This window comes from Curtobacterium sp. MCSS17_008 (genome assembly GCF_003234185.1).
Taxonomy (GTDB): Bacteria; Actinomycetota; Actinomycetes; order Actinomycetales; family Microbacteriaceae; genus Curtobacterium.
In genome coordinates, this window is sequence record NZ_QKSM01000009.1 from 72547 (window position 1) to 97468 (window position 24922).

General features: G+C 68.8%; 26 protein-coding genes. 13 read left to right on the forward strand and 13 right to left on the reverse strand.

Going from position 1 to position 24922, the window contains the following annotated elements:
• Nucleotides 1-204: 204 nt before the first annotated feature.
• Nucleotides 205-402 (reverse strand): histone-like nucleoid-structuring protein Lsr2, encoded by a 198-nt coding sequence (locus DEJ23_RS16075; protein WP_111240231.1) that lies wholly within the window; start codon nt 400-402, stop codon nt 205-207.
• A 102-nt stretch (nt 403-504) separates the two neighbouring features.
• Here DEJ23_RS16075 and DEJ23_RS10600 point away from each other — a divergent pair, with 102 nt between their 5' ends.
• Nucleotides 505-2223: a hypothetical protein gene (locus DEJ23_RS10600; RefSeq protein WP_146240260.1), complete on the forward strand. Its 1719-nt coding sequence runs from the start codon at nt 505-507 to the stop codon at nt 2221-2223.
• 77 nt (nt 2224-2300) lie between these two features.
• Nucleotides 2301-2807, forward strand: a complete 507-nt coding sequence (locus tag DEJ23_RS10605) for a hypothetical protein (protein ID WP_111240233.1) — start codon at nt 2301-2303, stop codon at nt 2805-2807.
• A 156-nt stretch (nt 2808-2963) separates the two neighbouring features.
• On the opposite strand, the gene DEJ23_RS10610 is transcribed toward DEJ23_RS10605, so the two are convergent.
• Genes DEJ23_RS10610 through DEJ23_RS10625 form a run of 4 tightly spaced genes read right to left on the reverse strand, consistent with a single transcriptional unit; the run spans nt 2964 to nt 6931 of the window.
• Nucleotides 2964-3887: a S1C family serine protease gene (locus tag DEJ23_RS10610; RefSeq protein WP_111240234.1), complete on the reverse strand. Its 924-nt coding sequence runs from the start codon at nt 3885-3887 to the stop codon at nt 2964-2966.
• A 16-nt stretch (nt 3888-3903) separates the two neighbouring features.
• Nucleotides 3904-4902, reverse strand: a complete 999-nt coding sequence (locus tag DEJ23_RS10615; RefSeq protein WP_111240235.1) for a VWA domain-containing protein — start codon at nt 4900-4902, stop codon at nt 3904-3906.
• Nucleotides 4899-5813, reverse strand: a complete 915-nt coding sequence (locus DEJ23_RS10620; protein WP_111240236.1) for a DUF58 domain-containing protein — start codon at nt 5811-5813, stop codon at nt 4899-4901. Before DEJ23_RS10620 ends, DEJ23_RS10615 begins: the two co-directional genes overlap by 4 nt.
• Nucleotides 5810-6931 (reverse strand): MoxR family ATPase, encoded by a 1122-nt coding sequence (locus tag DEJ23_RS10625; protein ID WP_111240237.1) that lies wholly within the window; start codon nt 6929-6931, stop codon nt 5810-5812. Before DEJ23_RS10625 ends, DEJ23_RS10620 begins: the two co-directional genes overlap by 4 nt.
• A 139-nt stretch (nt 6932-7070) precedes the next feature.
• Between DEJ23_RS10625 and DEJ23_RS10630 the strand changes: the two genes are divergently transcribed.
• Both DEJ23_RS10630 and DEJ23_RS10635 read left to right on the forward strand, forming a co-directional pair.
• Nucleotides 7071-7859 carry a response regulator transcription factor gene (locus DEJ23_RS10630; protein ID WP_111240238.1) on the forward strand — a complete coding sequence of 263 codons (789 nt, stop codon included), beginning with the start codon at nt 7071-7073 and terminating at the stop codon, nt 7857-7859.
• Nucleotides 7856-9127 carry a cell wall metabolism sensor histidine kinase WalK gene (locus tag DEJ23_RS10635; RefSeq protein WP_111240239.1) on the forward strand — a complete coding sequence of 424 codons (1272 nt, stop codon included), beginning with the start codon at nt 7856-7858 and terminating at the stop codon, nt 9125-9127. Before DEJ23_RS10630 ends, DEJ23_RS10635 begins: the two co-directional genes overlap by 4 nt.
• Nucleotides 9128-9183: 56 nt before the next feature.
• Here the strand turns inward: DEJ23_RS10635 and DEJ23_RS10640 are convergent, their stop codons facing one another.
• Complete coding sequence (locus tag DEJ23_RS10640) at nt 9184-10617, reverse strand: MFS transporter (RefSeq protein ID WP_111240240.1); 1434 nt, start codon at nt 10615-10617, stop codon at nt 9184-9186.
• 101 nt (nt 10618-10718) lie between these two features.
• On the opposite strand from DEJ23_RS10640, the gene DEJ23_RS10645 reads away from it, so the two are divergent.
• The 4 genes from DEJ23_RS10645 (at nt 10719) to DEJ23_RS10660 (ending at nt 13954) form a co-directional block, all read left to right on the forward strand.
• Nucleotides 10719-11645, forward strand: a complete 927-nt coding sequence (locus DEJ23_RS10645; protein WP_111240292.1) for a helix-turn-helix domain-containing protein — start codon at nt 10719-10721, stop codon at nt 11643-11645.
• Nucleotides 11642-12520 carry an FAD:protein FMN transferase gene (locus tag DEJ23_RS10650; protein ID WP_111240241.1) on the forward strand — a complete coding sequence of 293 codons (879 nt, stop codon included), beginning with the start codon at nt 11642-11644 and terminating at the stop codon, nt 12518-12520. The genes DEJ23_RS10645 and DEJ23_RS10650 overlap by 4 nt, the downstream gene beginning before the upstream one ends.
• A 79-nt stretch (nt 12521-12599) precedes the next feature.
• Entirely contained in the window at nt 12600-13076 is a 477-nt protein-coding gene (locus tag DEJ23_RS15715; protein ID WP_181429218.1) for a hypothetical protein, read from the forward strand.
• 53 nt (nt 13077-13129) lie between these two features.
• Nucleotides 13130-13954, forward strand: coding sequence for an oxidoreductase (locus DEJ23_RS10660; protein ID WP_111240242.1), 825 nt, complete (start codon nt 13130-13132; stop codon nt 13952-13954).
• 56 nt (nt 13955-14010) lie between these two features.
• Here DEJ23_RS10660 and DEJ23_RS10665 read toward each other — a convergent pair whose 3' ends face one another.
• From DEJ23_RS10665 to DEJ23_RS10695, 7 genes are all read right to left on the reverse strand, one after another.
• Nucleotides 14011-14784 carry an SDR family NAD(P)-dependent oxidoreductase gene (locus DEJ23_RS10665; RefSeq protein ID WP_111240243.1) on the reverse strand — a complete coding sequence of 258 codons (774 nt, stop codon included), beginning with the start codon at nt 14782-14784 and terminating at the stop codon, nt 14011-14013.
• An 87-nt stretch (nt 14785-14871) separates the two neighbouring features.
• Nucleotides 14872-15273 carry a cupin domain-containing protein gene (locus DEJ23_RS10670; protein WP_111240244.1) on the reverse strand — a complete coding sequence of 134 codons (402 nt, stop codon included), beginning with the start codon at nt 15271-15273 and terminating at the stop codon, nt 14872-14874.
• 57 nt (nt 15274-15330) lie between these two features.
• Nucleotides 15331-16488: an MFS transporter gene (locus DEJ23_RS10675; protein WP_111240245.1), complete on the reverse strand. Its 1158-nt coding sequence runs from the start codon at nt 16486-16488 to the stop codon at nt 15331-15333.
• Between the two features lie 59 nt (nt 16489-16547).
• The gene (locus DEJ23_RS10680; RefSeq protein ID WP_111240246.1) at nt 16548-17378 is read right to left on the reverse strand and encodes an oxidoreductase; all 831 of its coding nucleotides are present in this window, start codon (nt 17376-17378) and stop codon (nt 16548-16550) included.
• Nucleotides 17379-17431: 53 nt separating this feature from the next.
• Nucleotides 17432-18190, reverse strand: a complete 759-nt coding sequence (locus DEJ23_RS10685; RefSeq protein WP_111240247.1) for an SDR family oxidoreductase — start codon at nt 18188-18190, stop codon at nt 17432-17434.
• Nucleotides 18191-18201: 11 nt separating this feature from the next.
• A complete protein-coding gene (locus DEJ23_RS10690; RefSeq protein ID WP_258375445.1) occupies nt 18202-18747 on the reverse strand; it encodes a flavodoxin in 546 nt (181 codons plus the stop codon).
• A 210-nt stretch (nt 18748-18957) separates the two neighbouring features.
• Nucleotides 18958-19806: an aldo/keto reductase gene (locus tag DEJ23_RS10695; RefSeq protein ID WP_111240249.1), complete on the reverse strand. Its 849-nt coding sequence runs from the start codon at nt 19804-19806 to the stop codon at nt 18958-18960.
• Nucleotides 19807-19907: 101 nt separating this feature from the next.
• Between DEJ23_RS10695 and DEJ23_RS10700 the strand changes: the two genes are divergently transcribed.
• The 5 genes from DEJ23_RS10700 (at nt 19908) to DEJ23_RS10720 (ending at nt 24869) form a co-directional block, all read left to right on the forward strand.
• Complete coding sequence (locus DEJ23_RS10700) at nt 19908-20789, forward strand: helix-turn-helix transcriptional regulator (protein ID WP_111240250.1); 882 nt, start codon at nt 19908-19910, stop codon at nt 20787-20789.
• Between the two features lie 21 nt (nt 20790-20810).
• The gene (locus DEJ23_RS10705; protein ID WP_111240251.1) at nt 20811-21536 is read left to right on the forward strand and encodes an SDR family oxidoreductase; all 726 of its coding nucleotides are present in this window, start codon (nt 20811-20813) and stop codon (nt 21534-21536) included.
• Nucleotides 21537-21582: 46 nt separating this feature from the next.
• Nucleotides 21583-22569, forward strand: coding sequence for an aldo/keto reductase (locus tag DEJ23_RS10710; protein ID WP_111240252.1), 987 nt, complete (start codon nt 21583-21585; stop codon nt 22567-22569).
• A gap of 4 nt (nt 22570-22573) precedes the next feature.
• Nucleotides 22574-23824 (forward strand): SDR family NAD(P)-dependent oxidoreductase, encoded by a 1251-nt coding sequence (locus DEJ23_RS15720; protein WP_181429219.1) that lies wholly within the window; start codon nt 22574-22576, stop codon nt 23822-23824.
• 61 nt (nt 23825-23885) lie between these two features.
• Nucleotides 23886-24869, forward strand: coding sequence for an aldo/keto reductase (locus DEJ23_RS10720; RefSeq protein WP_111240253.1), 984 nt, complete (start codon nt 23886-23888; stop codon nt 24867-24869).
• Nucleotides 24870-24922 lie beyond the last annotated feature (53 nt).

Here is a 24922-nt window from a genome sequence, read left to right on the forward strand (position 1 = left end):
GTGACTAGGCGGGTGAAAATGTCTGGAAGTGATTCAGACTGTCTGTTTCGGCGTCAGTTTGTCTCGTTTCGGCGTGACCGCCAGCGCGACTGTTCAGGTCGTCCGCTCGAGCCGCCACGCGCTGTGACCTCGTACCCGCTCTGGGATCTCAGCCAGCTCGTCAGCGTCCGTACGCCTAGAGGAGTTCGCTCGAATCCGGGTCGATCAAGCCCTGCTCTCCCGTGGTGCGGCGACCTGATCCGCATACGCCTCACGGAGCTTCTCGGCATTTTCGTTCGTCAAGTCCATCTCGTACACGGACCCGTCGACGCCGAACTGAACGGTCTTTCCCGAGCCCGGTCCGATCGTTTCGCAGGGTAGATCGGCAACAAGTGTGGTGATGAGCTTCTGGGTCAGGCTGATCCGCTAACGAGGTTCGTCGGCCGCATCGCGCAGTTGAAGCCTTCTCGCGCGAAGCCGCAACTGTCGGAACCGGTTTGTAGGCTTGTCATGGAGAGGATCTCGATGAGCAGCGATTACAAGCGCGTCGAGCGCGTGGAGTGGGGGCGGCTTGACGAGGATGAGTTCAACAGGCTCGTAGACCTCCTCATCACAACGCACTACCAAAATCTTGGGTTCGACGCAACGGCTGTCGATGGGCGCGGTGGCGATGACGGAATCGACATCGAGGTCCGTCATCGGGAGACAGGCGCCTTGGTTCACATCTTTCAGGTGAAGTACTTCCCGGAGGGGTTCCCGACAACGCGCGGGAGCCGAATCAAGCAGATCAGGCGCTCATTCAAGACAGCGGAGCAGCACGAACCCCCGGATTGGTCGTTGGTCATGCCGTCAAAGGGGACGATCCGAGAGCGAAAGGTCATCACCGGGCTCAAGTCAAAGAAAATCCCGCGTACCCACACGGTGGGAACGGTTGAGCTCGATCAGATGATGGCGAAGAACCCTGACATCAACGAGTGGGCGGTCCGTAGCGAACGCGACAGGGCGCTGGCTCTTGTAGGGCGCCCTGATGTTCTGCCGAAGACCGACGACCAGTTTCAACACGCTCTTGGGGATCTCCTCGACCGAGCCAATAGGTTCAGCCCCTACTGGGAACGTCGGATCGGCGTCTTCGACGGCCACCCCGTCGCTGAACTGGTCGCCAAGCGTGAGGATGCGGCTGAGAAGGAACCGCTCGGGTTGACGATCAACACCGCGTTCGGGCAGAGCGACAAAGACGTTGAGCGTCAGTGGCGGGAAGTAGTTGGGTACGGCCGGAACCTTCGAGTGACCCTGCCTCAGAGTGCGGTCAAGTCGATCGTCAAGCACGGACCCGAGGAATGGTTCGCAGGCGAGATCGGGCCGTCGGAAGTTGTCGTAGTCCCGGAGGCGCGAGAGCACGAGTCCGTGCCTGTCCACGTCGTGCTGCACGACGCCGAAGGCAACGAGACCGCCCGTCTCGAAGGCGACACCGTCGCTCAGGGCGCTGGCGTCATGGGCGGGGTCATCGAGGTCGACCTCGACGGAGGGCTCCACCAGGCCTGGTTCGTCGACAAGCCCGGTGAGACTGGCAGGACGGAGCAAACGTTCGATGTCGCGGGCGTCCCAGCACGAGAGGTCGCCCGCGCGCTTCGCTTCACTGACGCGATCAAGAGCGCCGCCGACATGACGCTGGTCATCGCCGGACAGGAGATCATTGCCGCCGTCACCGATCCCTCAGTGCCGGCGTTTCCGATCAACGTCACCGAGTACATCGACGACCTCGCTGCTATCGAGCGGCTCGCCGACGTGAAGATCCCGGTTCCGAAGCGCTTGCCGACCACGACAGGTCGTATCTGGGCGCGTGTGGTCCGCATGCTGCTAGAGGGCAAGCGACCAGCTGCTCCCACCCGTACGATGGAGGTCAACTTTCAACGAGCGTCGGGCGAAGGAGTGGGCGACTACTTCGACAATGGGGCGGCGATCTACGTCCCAGGAGACCCGAGGCACCTCGGTCATCTGGAGATTGAAGGCAGGTCGGTGCCGGTGCCGTTGCTCTCGCTGGCTCACTCCAACGCCGTGATCGATTCCAGACGGTGGGATGGACCGATCGAGAAGCTAACGATGCGGATCAACGACGGAACTCCGTTCCGCCTCTTCTGCAGCGAAGAGCTTCCAGAAGACGATCACAGCATGTACGAGACCCCGGATCCTTGGGGAATCACCGGCATCCCGGAAGCCATCGACGTCTACGCACAGCGGATGTAGCTTCCGCGCGTTCACGGCGACGACTAGGTTCTTCGGCACGACATGGCATCACGCATGATGGTCCTCTTCAGCGGTAGATGGCACTTCTCATCGAGCTGCTCTGCTCAATGGAAGCGGAAGTGCTTGCCGTCTGCCAGTCTCAATCCATGATCTGTCCTAAATTGCGGCTTGGCCGGGGCGCTGCTGCACTGACCGTCACCTTGTCTCTCAGTTTCGCTCTCGTCGGATGCGCTCAGCAGGAGGCCGACCCGCTCGAGGTCACGAACACGACGACGATCAACGACATTACGGACAACACCGACACCGGCTACTACACCGTCGATTCCGCTGTCCTCAACACGACGTCATTCGGCACCGAGCTGACCCTCGGGTTCACCATCATCAACAGCAATGGGATCAAGTTCAGCCCGGTATCGACGATCACGTTTAGTGATGGCACTAGATTGACCTGCGAGGCAGATGATCCCCGAAGAGTGCCGTCTCTCGTAGACACCACGGACTCCTGGGGCTTCGCTTGTGATGCAGCTGATTTCCCGACGGACGGCGACGGCGCGACGCTCACCGTCGTCGATGACTACAACTGAGATCAAGGCTGCTGGAATCTCGCCCGGTCCGCGCGCACCGCCACCCCGTGGTTCGCCTTCGATCAAGGACTGAAGGGTAGAGCGTCCTGGCGACGCGGGGCTGAGGGGACTCCGGACCGAGCGGCGCCGTCTCGATGCGGCCGGGCGTTTCGTCGGTCAATCGTTGATCATGTCCGTCGCGATCCGAGCGGCGTCGTCGATGGGGATCGCGAAGCCGATTCCGATGTTCCCGGACCTGTACCCGAGCGTCGCGATCGAGCTGTTTACGCCGACGACGCGGCCGTCGAGGTCGACGAGCGGTCCGCCGGAGTTCCCCGGGTTAATCGACGCATCGGTCTGCACGAGCGATTGCGTCGAGCGCTGCGAGGTGCGGTCGAGTGCGCTGACGATGCCGGACGTGACGGTGCCGTTCAGTCCGAGCGGCGAGCCGACGGCGATGACCTGCTGACCGATGCGGAGATCGTCGCTGACGCCGAGCTCGACCGCCGGGGCGGAGAGGCCCTGCGCCTCGATGACGGCGATGTCGCTGTCTTCGTCGCTGCCGAGGACGCGTCCGGGGACGTCGCTGCCGTCGGGCAGGACGAGGGACACGCGATCGGAGCCGTCGACGACGTGGTGGTTCGTCATCACGTGGCCTGCGTCGTCGATCACGAAGCCCGACCCCGAACCGGAGGACGTCCGCACCTGGACGACGCTGCGGAGCATCAGTTGCGCGGCTGCCTCCGCGTCGCTCTGCGTCGAGGTGGTCGACGGCGCCTCCTGCGTCTGTCGCATGACGTTCGGGGCGGTGGTCGCGTCCGGGGTGACGAGGAGGGCACCGGTGACGCCGGCGGTTCCGCCGAGGGCGATGGCGGCGACGAGGACACCAACAGACCCTCGTCGTGGCCGAGCGCGGAGCCGCCCGGGTCCGGTCGTGTCGACGGGAGCCAGCTGCGGCTCGGGGGCGCTGGTGAAGGCGGACTGGAGGCGCGGTGCGGGCCGGTGGGGCGGCTCCAGTCCGGTCGGTGGTGCGTCGGGCGGCCCGGCGATCCATGTCTGCGGGCCTCGGGGCTGTCCGATGCCGTGCGGCTGGTCAGTCATTGCGCTGTCCTTATCGTCAGATGATGCGGGAGAACCAGCGGAGCGAGAGCGCGCCGGCGACGAGGGCGAGGAGCATGCCGAGCAGGGCGACGTAGGGCGTGATGTCGACGGGTTCGACGTGCCAGCCGATGGAGGATCCGATGTCTTGGTAGACGTCCCGAAGTTCCTCCGTGCTCGACGCCCGGTAGAAGCGACCGTCGGTGTCCTCGGCCAGCTGGCGGAGTGTCGACTCGTCGACCGGGACCGCCTGCTCGTTCCCCCAGATGTTCGCGGTGCCGTCGGCGGTGCCGTACGCGATCGTCGACACCGGCATCCCGGCTTCGCGGGCCGCGGCAGCAGCAGCCGCCGGCTCGCGGCCGGTGGTGTTCGCACCGTCCGACAGCAGGACGAGGCGTGCGGGGATGCGTTCTGCTGGGTCCGGGGCGGACGACGGCGTCGGGGTTGGCGCAGACGCAGACGCAGCGCCGTCGTCGCTCAACCTGTCCACCTCTCCGACCGCTTCGAACACGGCCTCGCCGATTGCGGTGCCGCCGCCGCCGTCACCCATCGCCGCGATGGCCTGCCGGACGCTGTCGCGGTCCTCGGTTGCGCGGGCGATCACCTCGGCACCACCCGCGAAGGAGATGGCGCCGACGTTGAAGCCCTCGGGCATCTCGTCGACGAACTGCTCGGCGGCGGACTTCGCGGCCTCCAGCCGGTTCGGGCGCACGTCGTCGGCCTGCATTGACCCGGACGTGTCGATCGCGACGATCACGGTGGCCCGTTCGTAGGGCACGCGGATGTCGATCTGGGGTTGCGCCGCGGCGAGGCCGAGGCTGGCGAGTCCGAGCAGGACCAGCGACGCGGGGAGGTGCTTCCGCCATCGGGGGCGCTTCGGGATGAGCTTGTCGAGCATCGGCAGGGTTGCGAAGCGGACGGCGTAGCGCTGACGTCGGCGCTGCACGAGGACGTAGGCAATCGCGAGTGCTGCGACCGGGACGAGCGCGAGCAGCAACCAGGGGGTGGTGAAGGTCATCGGGTCCTCCGGGCTGGTCGGGTGGGGGTGCGGTGACGACGGTGGATGAACCGGGTGAGCACGCGGGCGAGGTCGTCGTCGGTGCGGAGTACGAGGTGTGCGGCGCCGGAGCCGGCGACCGCTGCCGCCGTGGCTGCACGGTGGGAAGCCGCGCCGGTGGCGTAGGCAGCCCGCAGCCGTCGGTCGGAGGTGTCGACTTCGCGTTGCGCGCCGGATTCGGGGTCGACGAAGACGATCTGTCCGACGTTGGGGAGTTCGAGCTCGCGGGGGTCGACGACCTCGATGACGATGACGTCGTTACGGGCGGCGAGCTTCCGCAGCGGCTGCTCCCAGGCGAACGGACCGGTCGTCGCGCCGATCGGGTCGAGTAGGTCGGAGACGATGACGCGCAGGCCGCGGCGGGGCGCCTGGGCCCCGAGTCGTCCGAGTGCTGCGCCCAGGTCCATGGCGGTCTCGCCGTCCCGCTCCCCCTCAGCAGCGCGCAGCATCCGTCGGGCCGCGATCCGCCCGGGCCCTGGCGGCAGCCACCGGACAGTGTCGGTACCGATCAGGCCGATGCCGACCCGGTCTCCGCCGCCTTGAGTGAGGAGGCCGACCGCCGCGGCGGCCCAGGCAGCGACGTCTGCCTTCTCGCGGTCCGTCGTCCCGAAGGCCATGCTCGGCGATCGGTCGACGAGGGCCCAGGTTTCCAGTGCGTGTTCGGCGCGTGTGAGCCACACAAATGGTTCGCCGGCGCGTGCGCTGGCGTTCCAGTCGATCCGTCGGACGTCGTGGCCGGGCTGGTAGCGGACAAGTTCCTCGGGGTCGCTGCCCGTGCCGAGCGAGAGCCCCTGGTGGTCGCCGTGGACGACACCGTCGATTCGGCGCCGGACGGTGAGTTCGAGCCGGCGGAACGCGAGGTCGTCGGTCATCGGCGGTCGCCGTCGTGTGCTGGGGTCGCCGCCCGTGCGGTGGTGTCGTGAGCGGTCGCGGCGGGGGGCTGCGCAGCTGGGGGGTACTGCCTTCCTGCTCCCGCCGCGACCGCGCTCGGGTCCTCGGATGCGGCAATCCGAGGCTGTGGGACGACCGACAGCACGGTCTCCACAGCGGTTCTGGGGTCGACACCGTCGGCGACGGCGTCGAAGGTCAGCACGAGACGGTGCGCCAGCACGTCCGATGCGATGTCCGCGATGTCGCCGGGGAGGACGTAGTCGCGTCCGCGCAGGAGTGCGAGCGCCCGCGCCGCGGCGACGAGGCCGAGGGAGCCGCGGGCGCTGACGCCGTACTCGAGCACGCCGTCGAGGGTGTGGATGCCGTAGCGGTGCGGGTGCCGCGTGGCCATCACCAGCTGCACGGCGTACAGCGCGACGGCGTGGTGCACGAAGACCCGCTCGGCTTCGGCTTGCAGGTGCAGGACGTCGGTCATGGTGAGGATCTGCTGGGCGACGGGACGCGCCGCGCTCATCCGCTGCACGATCGTGAGCTCCTCGAGCTCGTCGGCGTGGTCCACGTCGACCTTGAGCAGGAACCGGTCGCGCTGCGCTTCCGGCAACTGGTAAACGCCGTCGTTCTCGATCGGGTTCTGGGTCGCGAGGACGAGGAACGGGTCGGGCAGCCGGTGCGTGCTGCCACCGATCGAGACCTGCTGCTCGGCCATCGCCTCGAGGAGCGCGGACTGCACCTTCGCCGGGGCGCGGTTGATCTCGTCGGCGAGCACGAGGTTCGCGAACACCGGCCCGCGCTCGACGTCGAAGGTCTCCGTCGACGGCCGCCAGACCCGGGTGCCCACAATGTCCGACGGCATCAGGTCCGGTGTGAACTGCAGGCGAACGAAATCGCCGCCAACGACGGTCGCCAGGGTCCGGACGGCGAGGGTCTTCGCGACGCCCGGCACACCCTCGAGCAGAACGTGCCCACGGGCGAGCAACCCGATCATCATGCGTTCGACCATCGCGTCCTGCCCGACGATGACGTGCTTCACCTCGAAGAGCGCGCGTTCGAGGACGGCTGCTGCGGACGGGATCGGTGCTGCGTGTGCTGCATCGGTCATGAGTGGTCCTCCTGTCGTTCGTGAGGTCCCACTCCAGTCCGGAGGGGCGAAAACGACGGGAAGGAGAAGCGAAACCCGACCGAAAGGGGTGGTCCCGCAGTCCCTGGTCCCCCGCAACACCCGCGATTAGGTTCGCCACATGCGAGTGCTGCTGGTGGAGGACGAGACCGGGCTGGTGAGTGCGCTGCGCGTCGCCCTGCAGCGCGAGGGGTACGCCGTTGACACCGCGCTCCGCCTGTCCGAAGCTCGCGAGAAGCTGACGGCGACCGAGTACGACATCGTGCTGCTCGACGTGAACCTGCCGGACGGCACGGGGTTCGACCTGGCGGACGACATCCGCTCCGGCAGGCTCGGTTCCGTTCCGTCCCACCCGCTGGGGCACGGCCCTGGAGGCTCCGCTGACGTCGCCGACGTCGGCCCACGCATCCTCATGCTCACCGCGCGCGGTCAGCTCCGGGACCGGGTACGCGGCCTCGATCTCGGCGCCGACGACTACCTCGTCAAGCCCTTCGCGCTCGTCGAGCTGACGGCGCGGATGCGGGCGCTTACCCGGCGCTCCGGAGAGGCGGCATCGTCCGTGCTCGTCGACGGCCCGATCGTCCTCGACACCGCCCGGCAGCTCGCCCGTCGGGGCGACCGTGAGCTCGCCCTGACGCTCAAGGAGTTCGGCGTCCTGCGCTACCTGCTCCGCCGGGTCGGGTACGTCGTGCCCGCCGAGGAACTCCTCGAGCACGTCTGGGACGAGAATGCCGACCCGTTCACGCAGACGGTCCGCGTGACCGTCGGGACCCTCCGTCGAAAACTGAGCGTCGACGACGAGGACCCGGCGATCGAGACCGTCGTCGGCCGCGGGTACCGGCTGCGTGACCTCGCTACCCCGGACGGCCGAGACGTCCTGGGTTCCCCGACGGTCGGTTCAGCGTCATGACCGCACTCGACCGTGCGCGCCGGGAGTTCGGTGGTCGTCGCTTCCTCCGGCTGCCGAGCTGGGCGCGCACGATCCGGATGCGGCTGACCCTGACGTACAGCGCGGTCCTCTTCGGCATCACGGCCGCGGCACTAGCCGCCGTCTACGTCGCGCTCTCGAGCACCGTCAGCGCCGCACCCCTCAACCCGGTGACCATTAAGAAGTTCTACAAGGCCGCCGACGGGACCATCGTCTACAAGCCCGGCGAACAGTTTCAGGTCGCTGACCTTGCGACCGTTCAGCGAGCGGTCAACTACGCGTCACTGCAGTCGCTGCAGACCTACTCGATCGTCGCGCTGGTGGTGATGTTCGCCCTGAGCCTCGTCATCGGGTGGTGGGTAGCGGGACGTGCTCTGCGCCCCGTCGACGCCATCGCGAAGGCGACGCAGGAGATCACCGCGACGGACCTGTCGCGGCGCATCGACGCCGCGGGGCCGCCGGACGAATTGCACACCCTCGCGGACACGATCGACGGCATGCTCGACCGGCTCGATACCGCGTTCCGGGCGGAGCGGATGCTCGTCGAAGATGTCTCGCACGAACTGCGCAACCCGGTGGCGGTCGTGCAGTCCAACGTCGAGGCCGTGCTCGCGGACGACCACGCGACCCCTGACGAACGACGCGCGGCCGCAGAGGTCGTCCTGCAGTCGACGCACCGGATGACCCGGCTGCTCGAGGACCTCCTCGCGACGGCACGCGCACGGTCCGAAGCGTTCACTGACCGCGACGTCGATGTCGCCGGTCTCGCCCGGACCGCGGCGTCCGAGTACCGGGTCCTGGCGGACCGGCGCGATCTCACGATCCGCGAGCGGATCAACGACGGGCCCGTCGTGTTCGCTGACCCGGATGCGATCGCCCGAGCGCTCGGGAACCTGCTCTCGAACGCCGTCCGGCTCGCGCCCACCGGGTCGACGATCACCATCGGCGTCGGAAGCAGCCGCGGCTGGGCGTGGGTCGCGGTGCGGGACGAAGGACCGGGCATCGCCGAGGACGAACGTTCCCGCGTGTTCGACCGGTTCTTCCGGAGCGCCGACGAGGCACACCGTTCCACGGGCACCGGTCTCGGCCTCTCCATCGCACGACAGATCGTGGAGAGCCACGAGGGTCGCCTCCGGCTCGCGAGCCGCGGCACCGCCGGGTCGACGTTCACCATCTGGCTGCCGGAGCGTGCGCTTCCCGGTGCGCCCACCCGGACGGAAGAACCGCCGACCGGCGATCCGCTGTCCTGACGTGCTGCGGGCCCCGGTGCACGTGCACCGGGGCCCCGCAGCGTGACGTGAGCGCGTCAGCGGCCGTTCGCGGCACGAGCGCGAGCTCGCCGGTCGGCCGGCAGCACCAGCGCCAGCGTGGCGACGAGTGCGATCACCAGCATCACGGCCGCACCGGTGTAGGCGTCGGACACCCGACCGGACAGGGTCGCCGCGGCCGCTCCGACCGCGGTGAGGACGGCGACCCCGAGCGTGGAACCCAGCTGGTGCGCGGTGTTCACCAGGCCGGAGGCCGCACCGGCGTCCTCCGCCGGCGCCCCGGCGATCCCCGCGGCGGTCAGTGGTCCGAAGCTCAGGCCCTGCCCGATACCGAACAGCACGAGGGGGCCGGCGAACCCCGCGAGGTAGCCGACGTCCGGCGTGATGCGGGTGAGCCAGAGCACAGCGACGAGGACGATGGCGATGCCGCCGGCGACGAGGACCGCGTTGCCGAACCGGCGGGTCAGCCCGGGGACGAACAGCGACACGGCGAACTGCAGGAGCGTCATCGGCAGGAACGCGATGCCGGCCTGCAGGGCGGACCAGCCGTACACGCCCTGCAGGAACTGCGTCGTGAAGAAGAAGAACGCGATCCCGGTGCCGGCGAACAACAGGCGGGAGACCGCGGCGCCGGAACGACCCGCGTCGGCGAAGAGCCGGAGCGGCATGATCGGGTGGACCGCTCGCCACTCGTTGAGGACGAACACGGCCAGGACCACGGCCCCGACGGCGACCGGAACGAGGGTGGCCGTCGCGGTCCACCCGAGGTCGCCACCGTTCACGATGCCGTACACCAGCGAACCCATGCCGATGGTCGACGTGACGGCGCCGGGCAGGTCGAAGTGGCCGCGGATCGTCGCGATCTGCGGCAGGTACCGGACAGCGAGGACGATCATCACCAGGGCGATGGGCACGTTGATGAAGAACCCGGCGCGCCACGACACCAACCCCGCCAACGCACCCCCGACGACCATGCCGAGGCTCGCGCCGACTCCGGCGGTGGTGCCGTAGAGCGAGACGGCACGGGTCCGCTCCGGGCCGGCCGGGAACGTCGCGGTGATGAGGGACAGGGACGACGGTGCGACGATGGCGGCACCGACTCCCTGGAACGCCCGCGCGGCGATGATCCACGCCTCGTTCTGCGCCGTCCCGACGAGCAGTGACGCCAGTCCGAACAGCGCCAGCCCGACGACGAACACCCGCTGGCGCCCGAGGAGGTCGCCAGCGCGGGCGCCGAGCAGCAGCAGGCCACCGAACACGAGCGTGTACGCGTTCTGCACCCACGACAGCGCCGTCGGCGACAGGTCCATCCCGCGCTGGATCTCGGGCAGCCCGGTGAAGATGATCGAGTTGTCGAGGACGATCATGAAGTAGCTGACGAGGACGATGGCGAGAACCACGGTGCGGTGCACGGTGGGGGGCGCCACCGGTCCGCTCGTCCGGGTGGATGCGGTGTCGGGCGTGACGGTCATGGACGTCAGTCCATCGTGACGCGCCACTGGGCGGCAGTGACGGTGTTTCCGTGTACCAGCAGTCCCTCCTTCAGCAGCACGGCGACGCGTACCGTGGTCGCATGGAGCACCTCCCCGGCGACGCGCGCGACGGCACCGAGCACCGCGCGGAGATCAGCGACTTCCTGCAGAGTCGACGCGGCCGGATCACGCCGGAACGAGCCGGAATCATCGGTGGTGGCCGTCGGCGCGTGCCCGGGCTCCGACGGGAAGAGCTGGCGATGCTCGCGGGAGTGAGCTCCGACTACTACGCCAAAATGGAACGCGGTCACCTCGCCGGTGTCTCCGACGAGGTACTCGACGCACTGGCACGCGCACTCCAGCTCGACGAAGCGGAAACCGACCACCTGCTGGACCTCGCTCGAGCCGACTCGCCCGTACCGGTGCGGCGACGCTCGCCGAAGCCGACTGATCTCGCGGTCCGCCCGAGCCTGCAGCGCTTCCTCGACACGATCACCGGCACACCGACCATCGTGCAGAACCGCCGCAGCGACATCGTCGCGACGAACCCCCTCGGTCGTGCGCTGCTCTCCCCGCTCCTCGACGACCCTGCGAACCAGGGCAACAACGCTCGCTTCACCTTCCTCAGTCCGGCGTCGCGGAACTTCTACGTCGACTGGGAGCAGGGCGCCTCGAGCCTCGTCGCCTCGATGCGGAGCCACGCCGGCAAGAACCCGCACGACCGTGACCTGACCGACCTCATCGGCGAGCTCGTGACGCGCAGCGACGACTTCCGCCGTCGATGGGCTGCGCACGACGTCCACTTCCACCGCTCCGGTACGAAGCGACTGCACCACCCTGCGGTCGGCGATGTCGAGGTGCTGTTCGAAGCGATGCACCTGCCGGACAGCCCCGGCTGGACGATGTACGCGTACACGACCGTGCCCGGATCACCCAGCGACGAGCGCATGCAACTCCTCGGCAGCATCGCCGCGAGCGAGACCGCCCCGGCCACCGGCTCCTCGTCGGACACCACCGGGACCAGGTGAACGCTCCCCACGGGTTCGCGTTCGGCGGCATCGGGACCCGCTGGCAGCTCGACGCCGCGGAGCCGATCGCGTCGGACACCCGCCAGGCGGTCCTCGACGCGGTCGAGGACTTCGACCGCACGTGGTCCCGCTTCCGGAAGGACTCCCTCGTCACCCGGATGCGCTCCGCCGACCGTGGTGGCGCGTTCGTGTTCCCCGCCGAGGACACGGCGCTCTTCGACCTCTACGACACGCTGCACGACGCGACCGACGGCGCCGTGGACCCGCTCGTCGGCGCCGACCTCGAGGCCCTCGGGTACGACGCCGACTACTCCCTCCGCCCCGTCGATCCACCCCCTCCCGCGCCGCGGCCGTACCGGTGGTGGACCGATGTCCACCGCGACGGACCCGTCCTGGTCATCGACGGGCCGGTGACCCTCGACGTCGGCGCGGTCGGCAAGGGGTTCCTGGTCGACCGGCTCGCTGATCTCCTCCGCGCGGACGGACACGAGACGCTCATCGTCGACGGCAGTGGTGACATCACTGTCCGTGGTGCGGACTCGCTGCGCGTCGGGCTCGAGCACCCGTCGGATCCCGAGCGCATCGTCGGCATCGCAGAGCTGGCGGATGCTGCGATCTGCGCGTCTGCGACGAACCGGCGTCGGTGGGGGCATGGCCTGCACCACGTCGTCGATGCGCGGACCGGACGACCGACCGACGACGTCGTCGCGACGTGGGCGATCGCCCCCTCCGCCGCAGTGGCAGACGGGTGGGCGACTGCACTGTTCTTCGTCGACCGGCTGATCGCTGACGCGAGCGGCATCGAGTGGGCACGGGTGACTGCCGGCGGCCGACTCGAGTCGTCGCGGAACTTCCCCGGCGAGCTCTATGCCTGAGACACCCGACAAGCTCGACGTGGAAGGGGGGAACAGCGGAACCCCTCAGATCGTCGATCGTCGGACTTGCATGGAGGGCATGGCGACCACGAACCGGATCCGGACCCTGACCGCCCTCGCTGCGGCCTCCACCGTCATCGGACTGACCGCGGGATGCTCCACGAGCGGCCCCGGCACGACGACCACGACCGACTCCCCGACCTCCGGCTCGAGCGATCAGGCAGCCGAAACGAGCCCCAGCGGCGATACCACCGCCGGAGACGCTGACTACCGTGACGGCGACTACGAGGCCACCGGCGAGTACGGCGGCCTCCCCAGCCACCTCGACGTCGCGCTGACGATCGCCGACGGTGACATCACCAACGTGACGGTCACACCGACCGCGACGAACGAGACGTCGCTCGGCTACCAGCAGGACTTCGCCGACGCCGTGCCCGACGTCGTGATCGGCAAGCCCCTGGCAGAGGTGTCCGTCGGCAAGCTCGCGGGTTCGAGCAGCTGCGGCGACGGCTTCAACGACGCGATCGCGCAGATCCGGGAACAGGCAGCCGCCTGACGCGCCCGACCGTGACCGCCATGAGCACCAGAACGGACAACGAAAGGAACACCATGAGCACCTGGCTCATCACCGGAACGTCCAGCGGCCTCGGCCGCGCCTTCGCACAGGAGGCACTCGCCCGCGGCCACAACATCGTCGTCACCGCCCGCGACGCCGCAAAGGTCCGCGACCTCGAGGAGCAGTACCCCGACACCGCCCTGGCGGCATCCCTCGACGTCACCGACGCGGACAGCGTCGCCGCCGCCGTCCGCGCGGGCGAGGAACGCTTCGGCGCGATCGACGTCCTGATCAACAACGCCGGCTACGGCTACCGCGCCGCCGTCGAGGAAGGCGACGACGGCGACGTCGCGAAGCTGTTCGACACCCACATCCACGGCACTGTGCGAACGATCAAGGCCGTGCTCCCGGGCATGCGCGAACGCCGATCGGGTACGATTGTCAACTTCTCCTCGATCGGGGCCCGGACGACCGGTCCCGGTTCCGGCTACTACGGAGCGGCGAAGGCCGCGGTCGAGCAGCTCACGATGGCGCTGCGCACCGAGGTCGCCCCGCTCGGCATCACGGCGACGGTGGTCGAGCCGGGCGCGTTCCGAACCGACTTCTCCGGACGCTCGCTGACCCAGTCCGACACCGTGATCGACGACTACGCCGAGACCGCCGGCAAGCGCCGCATCGAGAACGACACGACCCACGGCACGCAGCCTGGGGACCCGGCCAAGGCCGCATCCGTCCTCGTCGACGCGGTGGACGGCGGCGAACTGCCCTACCTGCTCCTGCTCGGCTCCGACGCGGTCCCGACGGTCCGCAAGGCGCTTGCCGCGCTCAGCGCGGACATCGACGCGTGGGAGTCGAAGAGCGTCACGACGGACATCTGACGCAAGCAGCGACGGACGGAAGGCGCGGTACCGGTCGGTACCGCGCCTCCCGCCGGTCACCAGCGGTCAGGCGTCCTTCCCGCGATCTCGGTGACGTCGCGCCACGCACGCCACCCGTCGAGGCGGTCCGCGTAGAGCTGCTCGACGAACTCCACCATCCCGGCACCGAACAGCACCCGCAGCGGCGGCTGCTCCGCGTCCAAGACCCGCAGGAGCGCCTCCGCCGCGGCAACGGGGTCGCCCGGGCTCGCCGTGCGGTGGTACTCATTCATCCCAGCACGAGCGTCGTCGTACTGGGGCAACGGCTCGGGGCGGGCCGCGGACGGCCCGCCCCAGTCGGTCGCGAACCCGGACGGTTCGACGATCGTGACGGAGACGCCGGTCCCTACGAGTTCCTGCGCCAGCGACTCGCTGAGTGCCTCAAGCGCCCACTTCGGTGCGTTGTACCCGCCGAGCGTGGGAAACGCTCCGATGCCGCCCGTCGACGAGATCTGCACGATGTGCCCGCTGCCCTGATGGCGAAGCGTCGGCAGCACCGCTTGCGTGACGCTGAGCGCACCGATGACGTTCGTCTCGAACTGCGCCCGGAGGTCGTCGAGGTCGAGTTCCTCGACCGCTCCGAACAGGCCGTACCCGGCGTTGTTCACGACGACGTCCAACCCGCCAAACCTCGTGGTGGCGGTGTCGACCGCAACGGCGACCGCAGCCGAATCGTTGACGTCGAGGGTCAGCGGAAGCACGGAGTCGCCGTACCGCTGCAGCAGGTCGTCGAGCATCGCCAACTTCCGCGCGGTCGCTGCGACGCGGTCGCCTCGTCGAAGCGCCCACAGATGTTCCGAGGTACCGTCGTTCCCCCCCCTTCACGAACAGAACGCCCCCGGCCGTGCGGGGCGGGGGCGTTCTGTTCGTGATAGGCCTCAGCGGCCCTCGTACTCGTCGTCAGTGATGTGCTCCAGCCACGTCGTGCTCGTTGCGGGGTCGTCGCCGCTCTCCACCATGGCGATGTGTTCCATGAAGACACCAGGCGCCGCGGCGTGCCAGTGCTCCTCGCCGGGCGGGGTGTACAGCGTCTGTCCTGGGTGCACCTCGATGATCCCGCCGGTGCGGGTGCCGAACCGGCCGACGCCCTGCGTCACCCGCAGGTACTGACCCTTCTCGTGCGAGTGCCATGCAGTCCGGCCGCCCGGGGCGAAACGAACCGTGGCGACGGTCATGTGCTGGTCGTCCTCGTGCGGGGAGGCGATCGGGTCGAGCCACACGTCGCCGGCAAAGCGCTCGGGCGGGTTCTTGCTGGTCGGGACCTCGGGCTCGATGTGCATGGTGCTCCTCTGCTTGGCAGTGTCGGTACGAAGTCGGTTCGGCCGGGACGCCAAGCGTCAGGGCCTGGTTGCGGCGCGCTGTGCTCCGCGGAGCGCGACGATCGCGACCACGGCTGCGACGAGGACGAGCGCGCCGTACCCGTACGCGATCTGGTCCGGTGCCATGAACGTCGCCAGGCGCCCCGCGATGAGCCCCGGGGCTGCGGCACCGGCGTACGAGATCAGGTACAAGGTGGCGAGCAGGCCGGCACGGTCGGCGGGTGCCGCCTCACCGAGGACGGCACGCATGCCGCCGGCGTTGGCACTGCCCTGCGCGACCCCGGCGAAGGCGCTCGCTGCCAGGAACCACCAGATGGCGGCCAAATGCAGTGTGATGAGGACGGCCGCGGTGGCGACAACGAACACGATCAGTCCGACCCGCATCGCGGACGGCGCACGCCACCTTCCGGTGAGGAGACCACCGATCGGGCTGAGGATGACGATCGACGAGAACACGAGGGCCACGATGAAGGCGTTTGTGGTACCGAGCTCATCTGCGGCGAGCACGGGTGAGAAGGCTTGGTAGAAGCCGCTGAGTGCCCACGTGCCGGCGAGTCCGGCGCCGACCGCGAACAGCAGTCGCCCCTGCCCAGCCGGGACGAGCACGCGTGGGATGAGGGATCGCAGCGCGCCCGGACGCCGGCCGACGGTCTCCGGGCAGAACACGAGGACGACTGCCAGTACGACGAGCAGGACCGCGACGACCGTGTAGATGAAGGCGGTCGGAGCGGGGCCGTACTGCACGAGCAGTCCGGACACGAGCGCTCCGAGGGGGATCGCGAACGGTGGGGCGTTGCTCGTGATCACGGGGCCGAGCCACGCCGGTCGACGGGGCGCGAGGTCGAGGACGTACGATCCGAGCGCGCTCGATGCGACTCCGCATGCGATGCCCTGCAGCATCCGGCCGATGAGCAGCAGCCCGAGGCTGTGGACCTCGAGCATGACGAGGCACCCTGCGGCGGCGCAGAGCGCGGCTCCGATCGCCATCGGTCGTCGACCGACGTGGTTGGAGAGCCGACCGGTGGTGAGCAGCGCGACAGCGGTGGTGGCGAGGTACGCCACCGTCGTGACGGCGAGTCCGGCGCTCGTCACGCCGTCGTCAGCGCGGTAGGTGTTGTACAGCGGTACCGGCGTCCCCGACGCGAGGAACACCGCGACGAACGTCAAGGCGACCACGCCGAAAGCCACCCCACCCGAGATGCGTGGCCGGACCGTGCTCACGGAATTGGTAGCGGTCACGACGCGCTGTCGTCCGCGTCGGTGCTGCGGGTGAGGTGTTCGAACCGATCGACGTCTTCCGCGGCTTCACCGGCGGCGGCCTGGAACCCACCGAGCGCGTCCGTCCCGAGGACCAGCAGCTTCGGCGGTTCCCGGTGTTCCACCGCTTCGAGGATCGCCGCGGCGGCCTTCGCCGGGTCGCCGCGCTGCGCGCTGAGGGCGGCACCGCCGGATCGGCCGAGCACGTCGTCGTACGCGCTGATCTCGCTCGCGCTCCGGTCCGCGGAACGGCCGCGGAAGTCGGTACGGAACGAGCCCGGTTCGACGACCATCACGTGCACGCCGAAGGGCTCGACCTCCTTCCGCAGCGACCCGGACAGCCCCTCGAGGGCGGCCTTGGCCGCGGAGTAGTAGCCGCCGCCCGGGATCGTGATGCGGGCACCGACGGAGGAGATGTTCACGATCGTGCCGGTGCGACGCTCGCGCATACCGGGCAGGACTGCCTTGATGAGGTCGACCGGGCCGAAGAAGTTCGTCGCGAAGAGCCGCGCCACGGCGTCGTCCTCGCCTTCCTCGACGGCTGCGGTGTACCCGTAGCCGGCGTTGTTCACCAGGACGTCGACGCCACCGAACGCCTTGTTCGCGGCGTCGACCGCGCGACCGATCGAACCGGGGTCGGTGACGTCGAGCGCCACAGGGAGTGCCGTGTCCGGGTACGACCGGACCAGGTCCTCGACCGCGTCGGTGTTGCGAGCGGTCGCGACGACCCGGTGACCGGTAGCCAGGACGTGCTCAGCGATCGCACGGCCGAGGCCGCTCGACGATCCGGTGATCAGCCAGGTGGACATCGTGATCCTCCTTCTGCCTGCGACGCAGGCGGTGTCTTCGATCCGCTTTGGATTCAGCCGCGCAGACGAACGCGGGCGAGGTCATCGACGACGCGCTGCGGCTCCTGTTCGAGCGGCAGGTTGTCCGCGTCGCCGGCGCCGTCGATCGAGTCGACATCATCCGCCGGCAGCGCGCCGAACACCGGGCCGAGGTCCTGCTGTTCCGGGCCATGCTCGGCGACGAGTTCGAACGTGCGGTGCTCGGCTTCCGGACTGGTGAGGCTCTCGACGAGGACCCGAGCGATCTGCCGCCGGGCGATGACACCGTCGGCCGGGCCGCCGGTCTGGTGGGTGTCGCCCTGGCGCGGTGCGATGCGGAGCTGGTCGTCGTCGTTGTAGTCGAACCACCCCGGACGGACAATCGTGTACTCGTTGCCGCTCGCACGGACGAGCCGCTCGCCGCGGCGCTTCCACTCGGAGCTGTCCCGCAGGGCGGTCACGCCGATCGTGGTCATCAGGGCGATGCGCACCGGGGGGCCGTCCAGGGCGTCGAGGACGTTCTTGACGGCGCCGTAGTTCACGGCTTCGGCGTTCCCGTTGTCGCCGTGGGTGAAGATGACCGCGTCGATGTCGGCGACGGCACTGTGCAGGCTGGCCGCGTCGGTGAGGTCGCCGATGACGACGTCGACACCGCGGGCGAGGCCCTGCGCTTTGTAGGGGCTGCGGGCGAGGGCACGGGTCCGGTGCCCTGCGGCGACGGCGGTCGCGACGACGTGACGCCCGACGCTGCCGGTTGCCCCGACGACGAGGACGGTCAGTTGCTGGCCAGTCATGGGGGTGCCTTTCATACGAGACCGGCGGCGCTGAGCCACCGGTCGACGTCTGATCCGGTGCCGCTGTCGCGAACCTCTTCGCCGCGGATGGCGAGGCCGTCACCCAGGCGGGCGCCTGTGCCGAGGTCGCGGTAGAAGGACACGGTGCTGCCGAGCCCGCTCACGGCGTAGGTGACGAACGGACGGAGCGACTTGTCGGTGAGGTCGACTCCCTCCGCGAACGTCGCCATGATCATCGGTGGTTGGACGTTCCAGATCGGGCTACCGAGCAGGACGGTGTCGTACTGGGTGAGGTCGGGAAGGTCGCCGACGATGCGCGGACGGGCGTCGTTGTTCTGTTCCTTGACGTTCCGCTGAACGGTCGCGTCGTACCGGTCCGAGTACGGCTCGGCGGCTTCGATGCGGAACACGTCACAGTCGATGCGGTCGCGGATGAGGTCGGCGAGGACCTCGGTGTTGCCGGTGTCGAGCGTGCGCCGGCCGCCGTTCCAGTAGTTCTCGCCGGCGCGGGAGAAGTAGGCGAGCAAGATGCGGTTGCCGTTGTCGGAGGGTGCCACGGAACGTCCTGTCGAGGGTGTTCGGGTTGGGTTCGGCGCGGCCGGGGTGCACGCAGCGAGCGTCGCGACTGCGGCGGCGGCAGCTGCCGCGCCCGCTCCGCGGAAGAGACTGCGGCGGGTGAGTGCGGGACGGGTCATCGGGGAGTGCTCCGTTCGCTGGGCCGGGAGGCGCGGTGTCAACTGGCACCGCGCCTCCCGGCCGTCAGGGGTTCAGCCCAGGCGACGGGCGCTGAGCCAGCGCACCATCTCGGGGTCCTGGTGGTCGAAGAACTGGGACTCGCCGGTGTGGAGATCGGCGATCTGCGCCATCTGCGTCTCGGTGAGCTCGAAGTCGAAGACGTCGATGTTCTGCGCCATACGGTCCGGGTTGACGGACTTGGGGATCGCGACGACGCCTCGCTGGGTCAGCCAACGGAGGACGACCTGCGCGACGGACTTGCCGTGGTCCTTGCCGATGCCCTCGAGGACCTCGTTCGTGAACAGGCCGTTCTTGCCCTCCGCGAAGGGGCCCCACGACTCGATCTGGACGCCCTCGCCGCGCATGAGCTCCTGGTAGTCGGTGTTCTGCTTGAACGGGTGCGTCTCGATCTGGTTGACCGCCGGGACGATCTCGTTGTTGATGATGAGGTCGAGCAGCTGGTCCGGCGCGAAGTTGGACACGCCGATCGCGCGCGCCTTGCCGGCCTTGTTCGCCTGCTCCATTGCGCGCCACTGGCCGTAGTAGTCGCCGAACGGCTGGTGGATCAGGTAGAGGTCGATGTAGTCGAGACCGAGCTTCTGGAGCGAGTCGTCGAGCGCCTTGGTGGTGTTCTGCTCGGCGGGGGCGTCCTGGATCCAGAGCTTCGTGGTGACGAAGAGTTCATCGCGCGGGATGCCCGACTTCGCGATCGCCGCGCCGACGGCCTCTTCGTTGCCGTACGCAGCGGCGGTGTCGAGGAGCCGGTAGCCCGCGTTCAGCGCGGCGGTGACGGCGGCCTCGGTCGCGTCGTTGTCGACCTGGAACACACCGAAGCCGAGGATCGGCATTTCGATGCCGTTGTTGAGAGTGACTGTCTGCATGGGACCATCCGACTCCTGTGCACCTGCGCGTGGGAGTGACGGCTTATCCGTGTACTGACAGTCACTCCTCCGGGCTGGAGCGCCGCCGTACGGTGGCCGGCATGGACAACCAGGCAGAGGTCAGCGAGTTCCTCCGGACCCGCCGTGCCCGGATCACCCCGGAACAGGCCGGCATCATCGGCGGCGGTCGACGCCGCGTGCCGGGGCTGCGCCGCGACGAAGTAGCGATGCTCGCCGGGATGAGCGTCGATTACTTCGCGAAGATGGAGCGCGGGCACCTCGCCGGCGTCTCCGCCGAGGTACTGGACGCACTCGCCAGAGCACTCCAGCTCGACGAAGCCGAAACGGAGCACCTGCACGACCTCGCCCGAGGAGCGGGACCCACGCCTGTCCGCCGCCGAACGCGCACGACGGACAGCAACACGGTGCGACCGAGCCTGCAACGCTTCCTCGACACCGTCACCGGCACCCCGACATGGGTGCGGAACCGACAGATGGACATCGTCGCCACCAACCCGCTCGCGCGCGCCCTGTTCGCCCCCCTCTTCGACGGCCCGTCCGGTCGCGGCAACAACGCACGCTTCATGTTCTTCGATCCGGCAGCTCGGACGTTCTACCCCGACTGGGAGGCCGGCGCGAGCAGCATCGTCGCCACGCTCCGCTCCGACGCCGGACGGAACCCGCACGACAAGGAGCTCACGGGCCTCATCGGGGAGCTCGTCACCCGATCCGACGACTTCCGCAGGCGTTGGGCCACGCACGACGTCCGATACCACCGGACCGGCACGAAGCGGATCCACCATCCCGAGGTAGGCGACCTCGAGTTCGCCTACGAGGCGTTCGATCTTCCCGACAGTCCCGGCTGGAGCATGTACGCGTGCACGGCCGCCGTCGGGTCCCCCACCGAGGAACGGCTCTCCATCCTCGGCAGTCTCGCGGCGAGTTCCCCCGCCGCCACCGCGCTCCCTCGCTCCGGCGACTAGCGCTGACCGGAAAGGCATCCCATGTCAGAACCCACCAACCGCGTCGCCGTCATCACCGGTGCATCGTCCGGCATCGGCGAGGCGACCGCTCGTTCCCTCCGCGCGGCCGGCTACCGTGTCGCGCTGCTCGCTCGCCGCCAGGACCGGATCGAGACGATCGCTAACGAGCTCGGCGAGGGCGCGATCGCGATCGTCGCCGACGTCACGGACCGCGACAGCCTCGTCGCGGCCGCTGCACGCGTCCAGGACGAACTCGGCGGTGCCACCGTGCTGGTGAACAACGCCGGGATCATGCTCCTCGGCCCGTTCTCAACCGACCAGCGCGACGACTACCGCCGGATGATCGAGAGCAACCTGCTCGGCGCCATCACGACGACGGAGGTCTTCCTCGACCAGATCACCCGCGACGGCGGCGACATCGTCAACATCTCCTCCGTCGCCGGCCGCACCGCCCGAGCCGGCAACGGCGTCTACGCCGCCACGAAGTGGGGTTTGAACGGATGGTCGGAGTCGCTGCGGCAGGAGCTGCTCCCCGCGGTGCGCGTCACGCTCATCGAGCCGGGTGTCGTCGCCACCGAGCTCCCGACGCACATCACGCACGAGGAGACCAACGCGGCGGTGAACGACATGTACAGCCAGGCGACGGTCACCGCCGAGGACGTCGCCGAGGTCATCGCCTTCGCGCTCTCGCGGCCACGCCACCTCGCCCTGAACGAGATCCTCCTCCGCCCGTCCACGCAGGCCTGACCCAGACCGCCTCGCTCGGGCGACGCCCGACGACGAAAGGAACCACATGCAGTACGCACGACTCGGCAACTCCGGCCTCCGCGTCAGCCGCATCGCACTCGGATGCATGAGCTTCGGCGACCCCGCCAGCGGACACCTGCAGTGGTCGCTCCCGCAGGACGACGCGCTGCCGTACTTCCGGCAGGCACTCGACCACGGCATCACGTTCTGGGACACCGCGAACGTCTACTCCTACGGGGACTCCGAGCGCATCGTCGGCGAGGCGCTGCGCCGGTTCACCAAGCGCGACGAGATCGTCCTGGCGACCAAGGCCTACTTCTCGGACACCCCGGGCAACACTCCGGGCATGAACGTCGCAGGGTTGTCACGCAAGGCGATCATGCAGCAGATCGACGCCTCCCTGACCCGCCTCGGGACTGACTACGTCGACCTTTACCAGATCCACCGGTTCGACCCGGAGACGCCCGTCGAGGAGACGATGGAGGCCCTGCACGACGTCGTCAAGGCCGGCAAGGTCCGATACCTCGGCGCGTCCGCGATGTGGGCGTGGCAGTTCGCGAAGATGCAGCACGCGGCAGACCTGCACGGGTGGACGCGGTTCGTGTCCATGCAGGACCAGTACTCCCTGCTCTACCGCGAAGAGGAGCGGGAGATGTTCGGCCTGCTCGCCGACCAGGGCGTCGGGAGCATCCCCTACAGCCCTCTCGCGAAGGGCCGGGTCGCCCGTCCCGCGGGCGAAGGCACGAAGCGTTCGTCCGACGACCCCGTCGGGAACACCTTCTTCGCCGACACCGAACGGGACCGGCCGGTCATCGACGCGGTGCAGCGCATCGCGTCGGACCGCGGGGTACCGATGGCACAGATCGCGATGGCCTGGGTGCTGAAAAACCCCGTCGTCACCGCACCGATCATCGGCGCCACCAAGCCGCACCACCTCGACGACGCGGTCGCCGCGGTCGACATCGAGCTCACCCCCGACGAAATCACCGCGCTCGACGAGCACTACACCGTCCGCGACGCAGGGGGGTTCTGACTAGATGCAGCATCCCAAGGTCTGGTTCATCACGGGAGCGGGGCGCGGTTTCGGCCGGGAGTTCACGCTCGCGGCCCTCAGACGTGGCGACAAGGTGGGAGCGGCGGTGCGGGACCCCGCCGTCCTGGACGCCCTCGTCGCCGAGTACGGCGACGCAGTCGTACCACTGCGTGTCGACGTGACCGACCGGGATGCAGTCGACGCGGCAGTCCACCGTACCGAGCAGGTGTTCGGTCGCCTCGACGTCGTCGTCAACAACGCCGGTTACGGACTGTTCGGCGCAGTGGAGGAACTCGACCCGGACGCGCTCCGAGCACAGTTCGACACCAACGTGGTCGGCGTGCTGCACGTCATCCAAGCGGCCCTGCCCGTCCTCCGACGTCAGGGCTCGGGGCACATCGTGCAGATCTCCTCCACAGGCGGTGTCGGTGCCTTCCCGACGCTCGGCGGGTACAACGCCTCGAAGTGGGCCGTGGAAGCACTGAACGACGCCCTCTCGCAGGAGGTCGCAGGCTCCGGCGTGCGAGTGACCATCGTCGAGCCGTCCGGGTTCGACACGGATTGGGGCGGACCGTCCGCGGCGACGTCCCGTGCACTGCCCGAGTACGACGGTGCCCGAGCTGGCATGGACGAGTACCACCGGACTGCGCGGCCGGGGAACCCGGCTGCGGCCGCTGCTGCACTGCTCGAGATCGTCGATGCCGACCAGCCGCCGCTCCGCGTGCTGTTCGGTTCCGGGATGGTCGAGTTCATGGAGGGCCTCTACGAGGACCGACTGCAGACGTGGAGGGCATGGCGGGACGTGACGGAACGGGCACAGGGAAACACGCCGGCGGAGGGTGATCAGCACCACGTGCATGCCCCCGACGCTGCGCACACCACGACGGACGCCACCGAGGCCGAGCTCACCGACGCGTGGGGCGCGATCAGCGAGGCGATGACGAGCAACGACTCCGAGCGACTCGGCGCGCTGCTCGCTGACGACTTCGTCCTCGTTCACATGACCGGGCACGTGCAACCCCGCGCTGACTGGCTCGCCGAGATCGCAGCAGGAACCGCGATCTACCACTCGGTGTCGACCACCGACACCGACGTGCGGGACGTGACGCCGAGCGGCGGCGTCCTCACCGCCCGGACGCACACCGACGTCACCATCGGGGGAGAGCGCGGCACGTGGCCGACGCAGTTCCGCCTCACGTTCACCAGGGACGACGGCCGATGGGTGGCCACCCGCGCTGACGGCAGCTCCTGGTGACCGTCAGCGTGGAGTGACTCCTCCCTCGGATCCGAATCGCCACAACCACACGGAGAACACCATGCAGTACACACGGCTCGGCACGTCCGGGCTCACCGTCAGCCGCATCGCGCTCGGCTGCATGAGCTTCGGTGACGGCTCACGCGGGATGAGCTGGGCGTTGGACGCAGATGCAGCGGAACCGCTGTTCCGGCAGGCGCTCGACCTCGGGATCACGTTCTGGGACACCGCGAACGTCTACGGGCTCGGCAGCTCGGAACGGATCGTCGGCGAGGCGATCCGGAAGTACACCCGCCGCGAGTCGATCGTGCTCGCAACGAAGCTGTTCAACCGTATGGGTGACGGGCCCGGTGAGTCCGGAACGTCCCGCCGCGCAGTGATGGAGCAGATCGACGCCTCGCTGACACGTCTCGGCACCGACTACGTCGACCTGTACCAGGTGCACCGCTTCGACCCGAACACCCCGATCGAGGAGACGATGGAGGCACTCCACGACGTCGTCAAGGCAGGCAAGGTGCGCTACATCGGCGCGTCGAGCATGTGGGCATGGCAGTTCGCGAAGATGCAGGGAGCAGCTCGCGCCAACGGCTGGACCCCGTTCGTGTCGATGCAGGATCAGTACTCGCTCATCATGCGCGAGGAAGAACGGGAGATGTTCCCGCTCCTCGCCAACGAGGGGGTCTCGAGCATCCCGTGGAGCCCGCTCGCCGCTGGCGTCACCGCACGTCCGTGGGGCCAGAAGAGCACGGCGCGTGGAACCGCCAACCCCGACACCGACCCGAACGGACGGCCGCTGTGGATCCCGGAGGACGAGGCCGTCGTCGGCGCGATCGAGCGGATCGCCCAGGCGCGTGGTGTCTCGATGGCGCAGATCGCGCTCGCCTGGGTGCTGCATAACCCGGTCGTCGCGGCTCCGATCGTCGGCGCGACGAAGGAGCATCACCTCGCCGACGCCGTCGCCGCGCTCGACGTGGTGCTCTCCGACGAGGAGGTCACCGCACTCGAGGCGGGGTACGTGCAGCGGCAGCCGACGTACTTCAACTGATCGGTACCCGACGAGGCCATCGACCGAGCAGCGCTCGGGTCGGTGGCCTCGTC

Coding starts and splice junctions, on each gene's coding strand:
- DEJ23_RS10600 (WP_146240260.1), top strand. CDS start 505: ATGAGCAGCGATTACAAGCGCGTCGAGCGCGTGGAGTGGGGGCGGCTT.
- DEJ23_RS10605 (WP_111240233.1), top strand. CDS start 2,301: ATGGCACTTCTCATCGAGCTGCTCTGCTCAATGGAAGCGGAAGTGCTT.
- DEJ23_RS10610 (WP_111240234.1), bottom strand. CDS start 3,887: ATGACTGACCAGCCGCACGGCATCGGACAGCCCCGAGGCCCGCAGACA.
- DEJ23_RS10615 (WP_111240235.1), bottom strand. CDS start 4,902: ATGACCTTCACCACCCCCTGGTTGCTGCTCGCGCTCGTCCCGGTCGCA.
- DEJ23_RS10620 (WP_111240236.1), bottom strand. CDS start 5,813: ATGACCGACGACCTCGCGTTCCGCCGGCTCGAACTCACCGTCCGGCGC.
- DEJ23_RS10625 (WP_111240237.1), bottom strand. CDS start 6,931: ATGACCGATGCAGCACACGCAGCACCGATCCCGTCCGCAGCAGCCGTC.
- DEJ23_RS10630 (WP_111240238.1), top strand. CDS start 7,071: ATGCGAGTGCTGCTGGTGGAGGACGAGACCGGGCTGGTGAGTGCGCTG.
- DEJ23_RS10635 (WP_111240239.1), top strand. CDS start 7,856: ATGACCGCACTCGACCGTGCGCGCCGGGAGTTCGGTGGTCGTCGCTTC.
- DEJ23_RS10640 (WP_111240240.1), bottom strand. CDS start 10,617: ATGACCGTCACGCCCGACACCGCATCCACCCGGACGAGCGGACCGGTG.
- DEJ23_RS10645 (WP_111240292.1), top strand. CDS start 10,719: ATGGAGCACCTCCCCGGCGACGCGCGCGACGGCACCGAGCACCGCGCG.
- DEJ23_RS15715 (WP_181429218.1), top strand. CDS start 12,600: ATGGCGACCACGAACCGGATCCGGACCCTGACCGCCCTCGCTGCGGCC.
- DEJ23_RS10660 (WP_111240242.1), top strand. CDS start 13,130: ATGAGCACCTGGCTCATCACCGGAACGTCCAGCGGCCTCGGCCGCGCC.
- DEJ23_RS10670 (WP_111240244.1), bottom strand. CDS start 15,273: ATGCACATCGAGCCCGAGGTCCCGACCAGCAAGAACCCGCCCGAGCGC.
- DEJ23_RS10680 (WP_111240246.1), bottom strand. CDS start 17,378: ATGTCCACCTGGCTGATCACCGGATCGTCGAGCGGCCTCGGCCGTGCG.
- DEJ23_RS10685 (WP_111240247.1), bottom strand. CDS start 18,190: ATGACTGGCCAGCAACTGACCGTCCTCGTCGTCGGGGCAACCGGCAGC.
- DEJ23_RS10695 (WP_111240249.1), bottom strand. CDS start 19,806: ATGCAGACAGTCACTCTCAACAACGGCATCGAAATGCCGATCCTCGGC.
- DEJ23_RS10700 (WP_111240250.1), top strand. CDS start 19,908: ATGGACAACCAGGCAGAGGTCAGCGAGTTCCTCCGGACCCGCCGTGCC.
- DEJ23_RS10705 (WP_111240251.1), top strand. CDS start 20,811: ATGTCAGAACCCACCAACCGCGTCGCCGTCATCACCGGTGCATCGTCC.
- DEJ23_RS10710 (WP_111240252.1), top strand. CDS start 21,583: ATGCAGTACGCACGACTCGGCAACTCCGGCCTCCGCGTCAGCCGCATC.
- DEJ23_RS15720 (WP_181429219.1), top strand. CDS start 22,574: ATGCAGCATCCCAAGGTCTGGTTCATCACGGGAGCGGGGCGCGGTTTC.
- DEJ23_RS10720 (WP_111240253.1), top strand. CDS start 23,886: ATGCAGTACACACGGCTCGGCACGTCCGGGCTCACCGTCAGCCGCATC.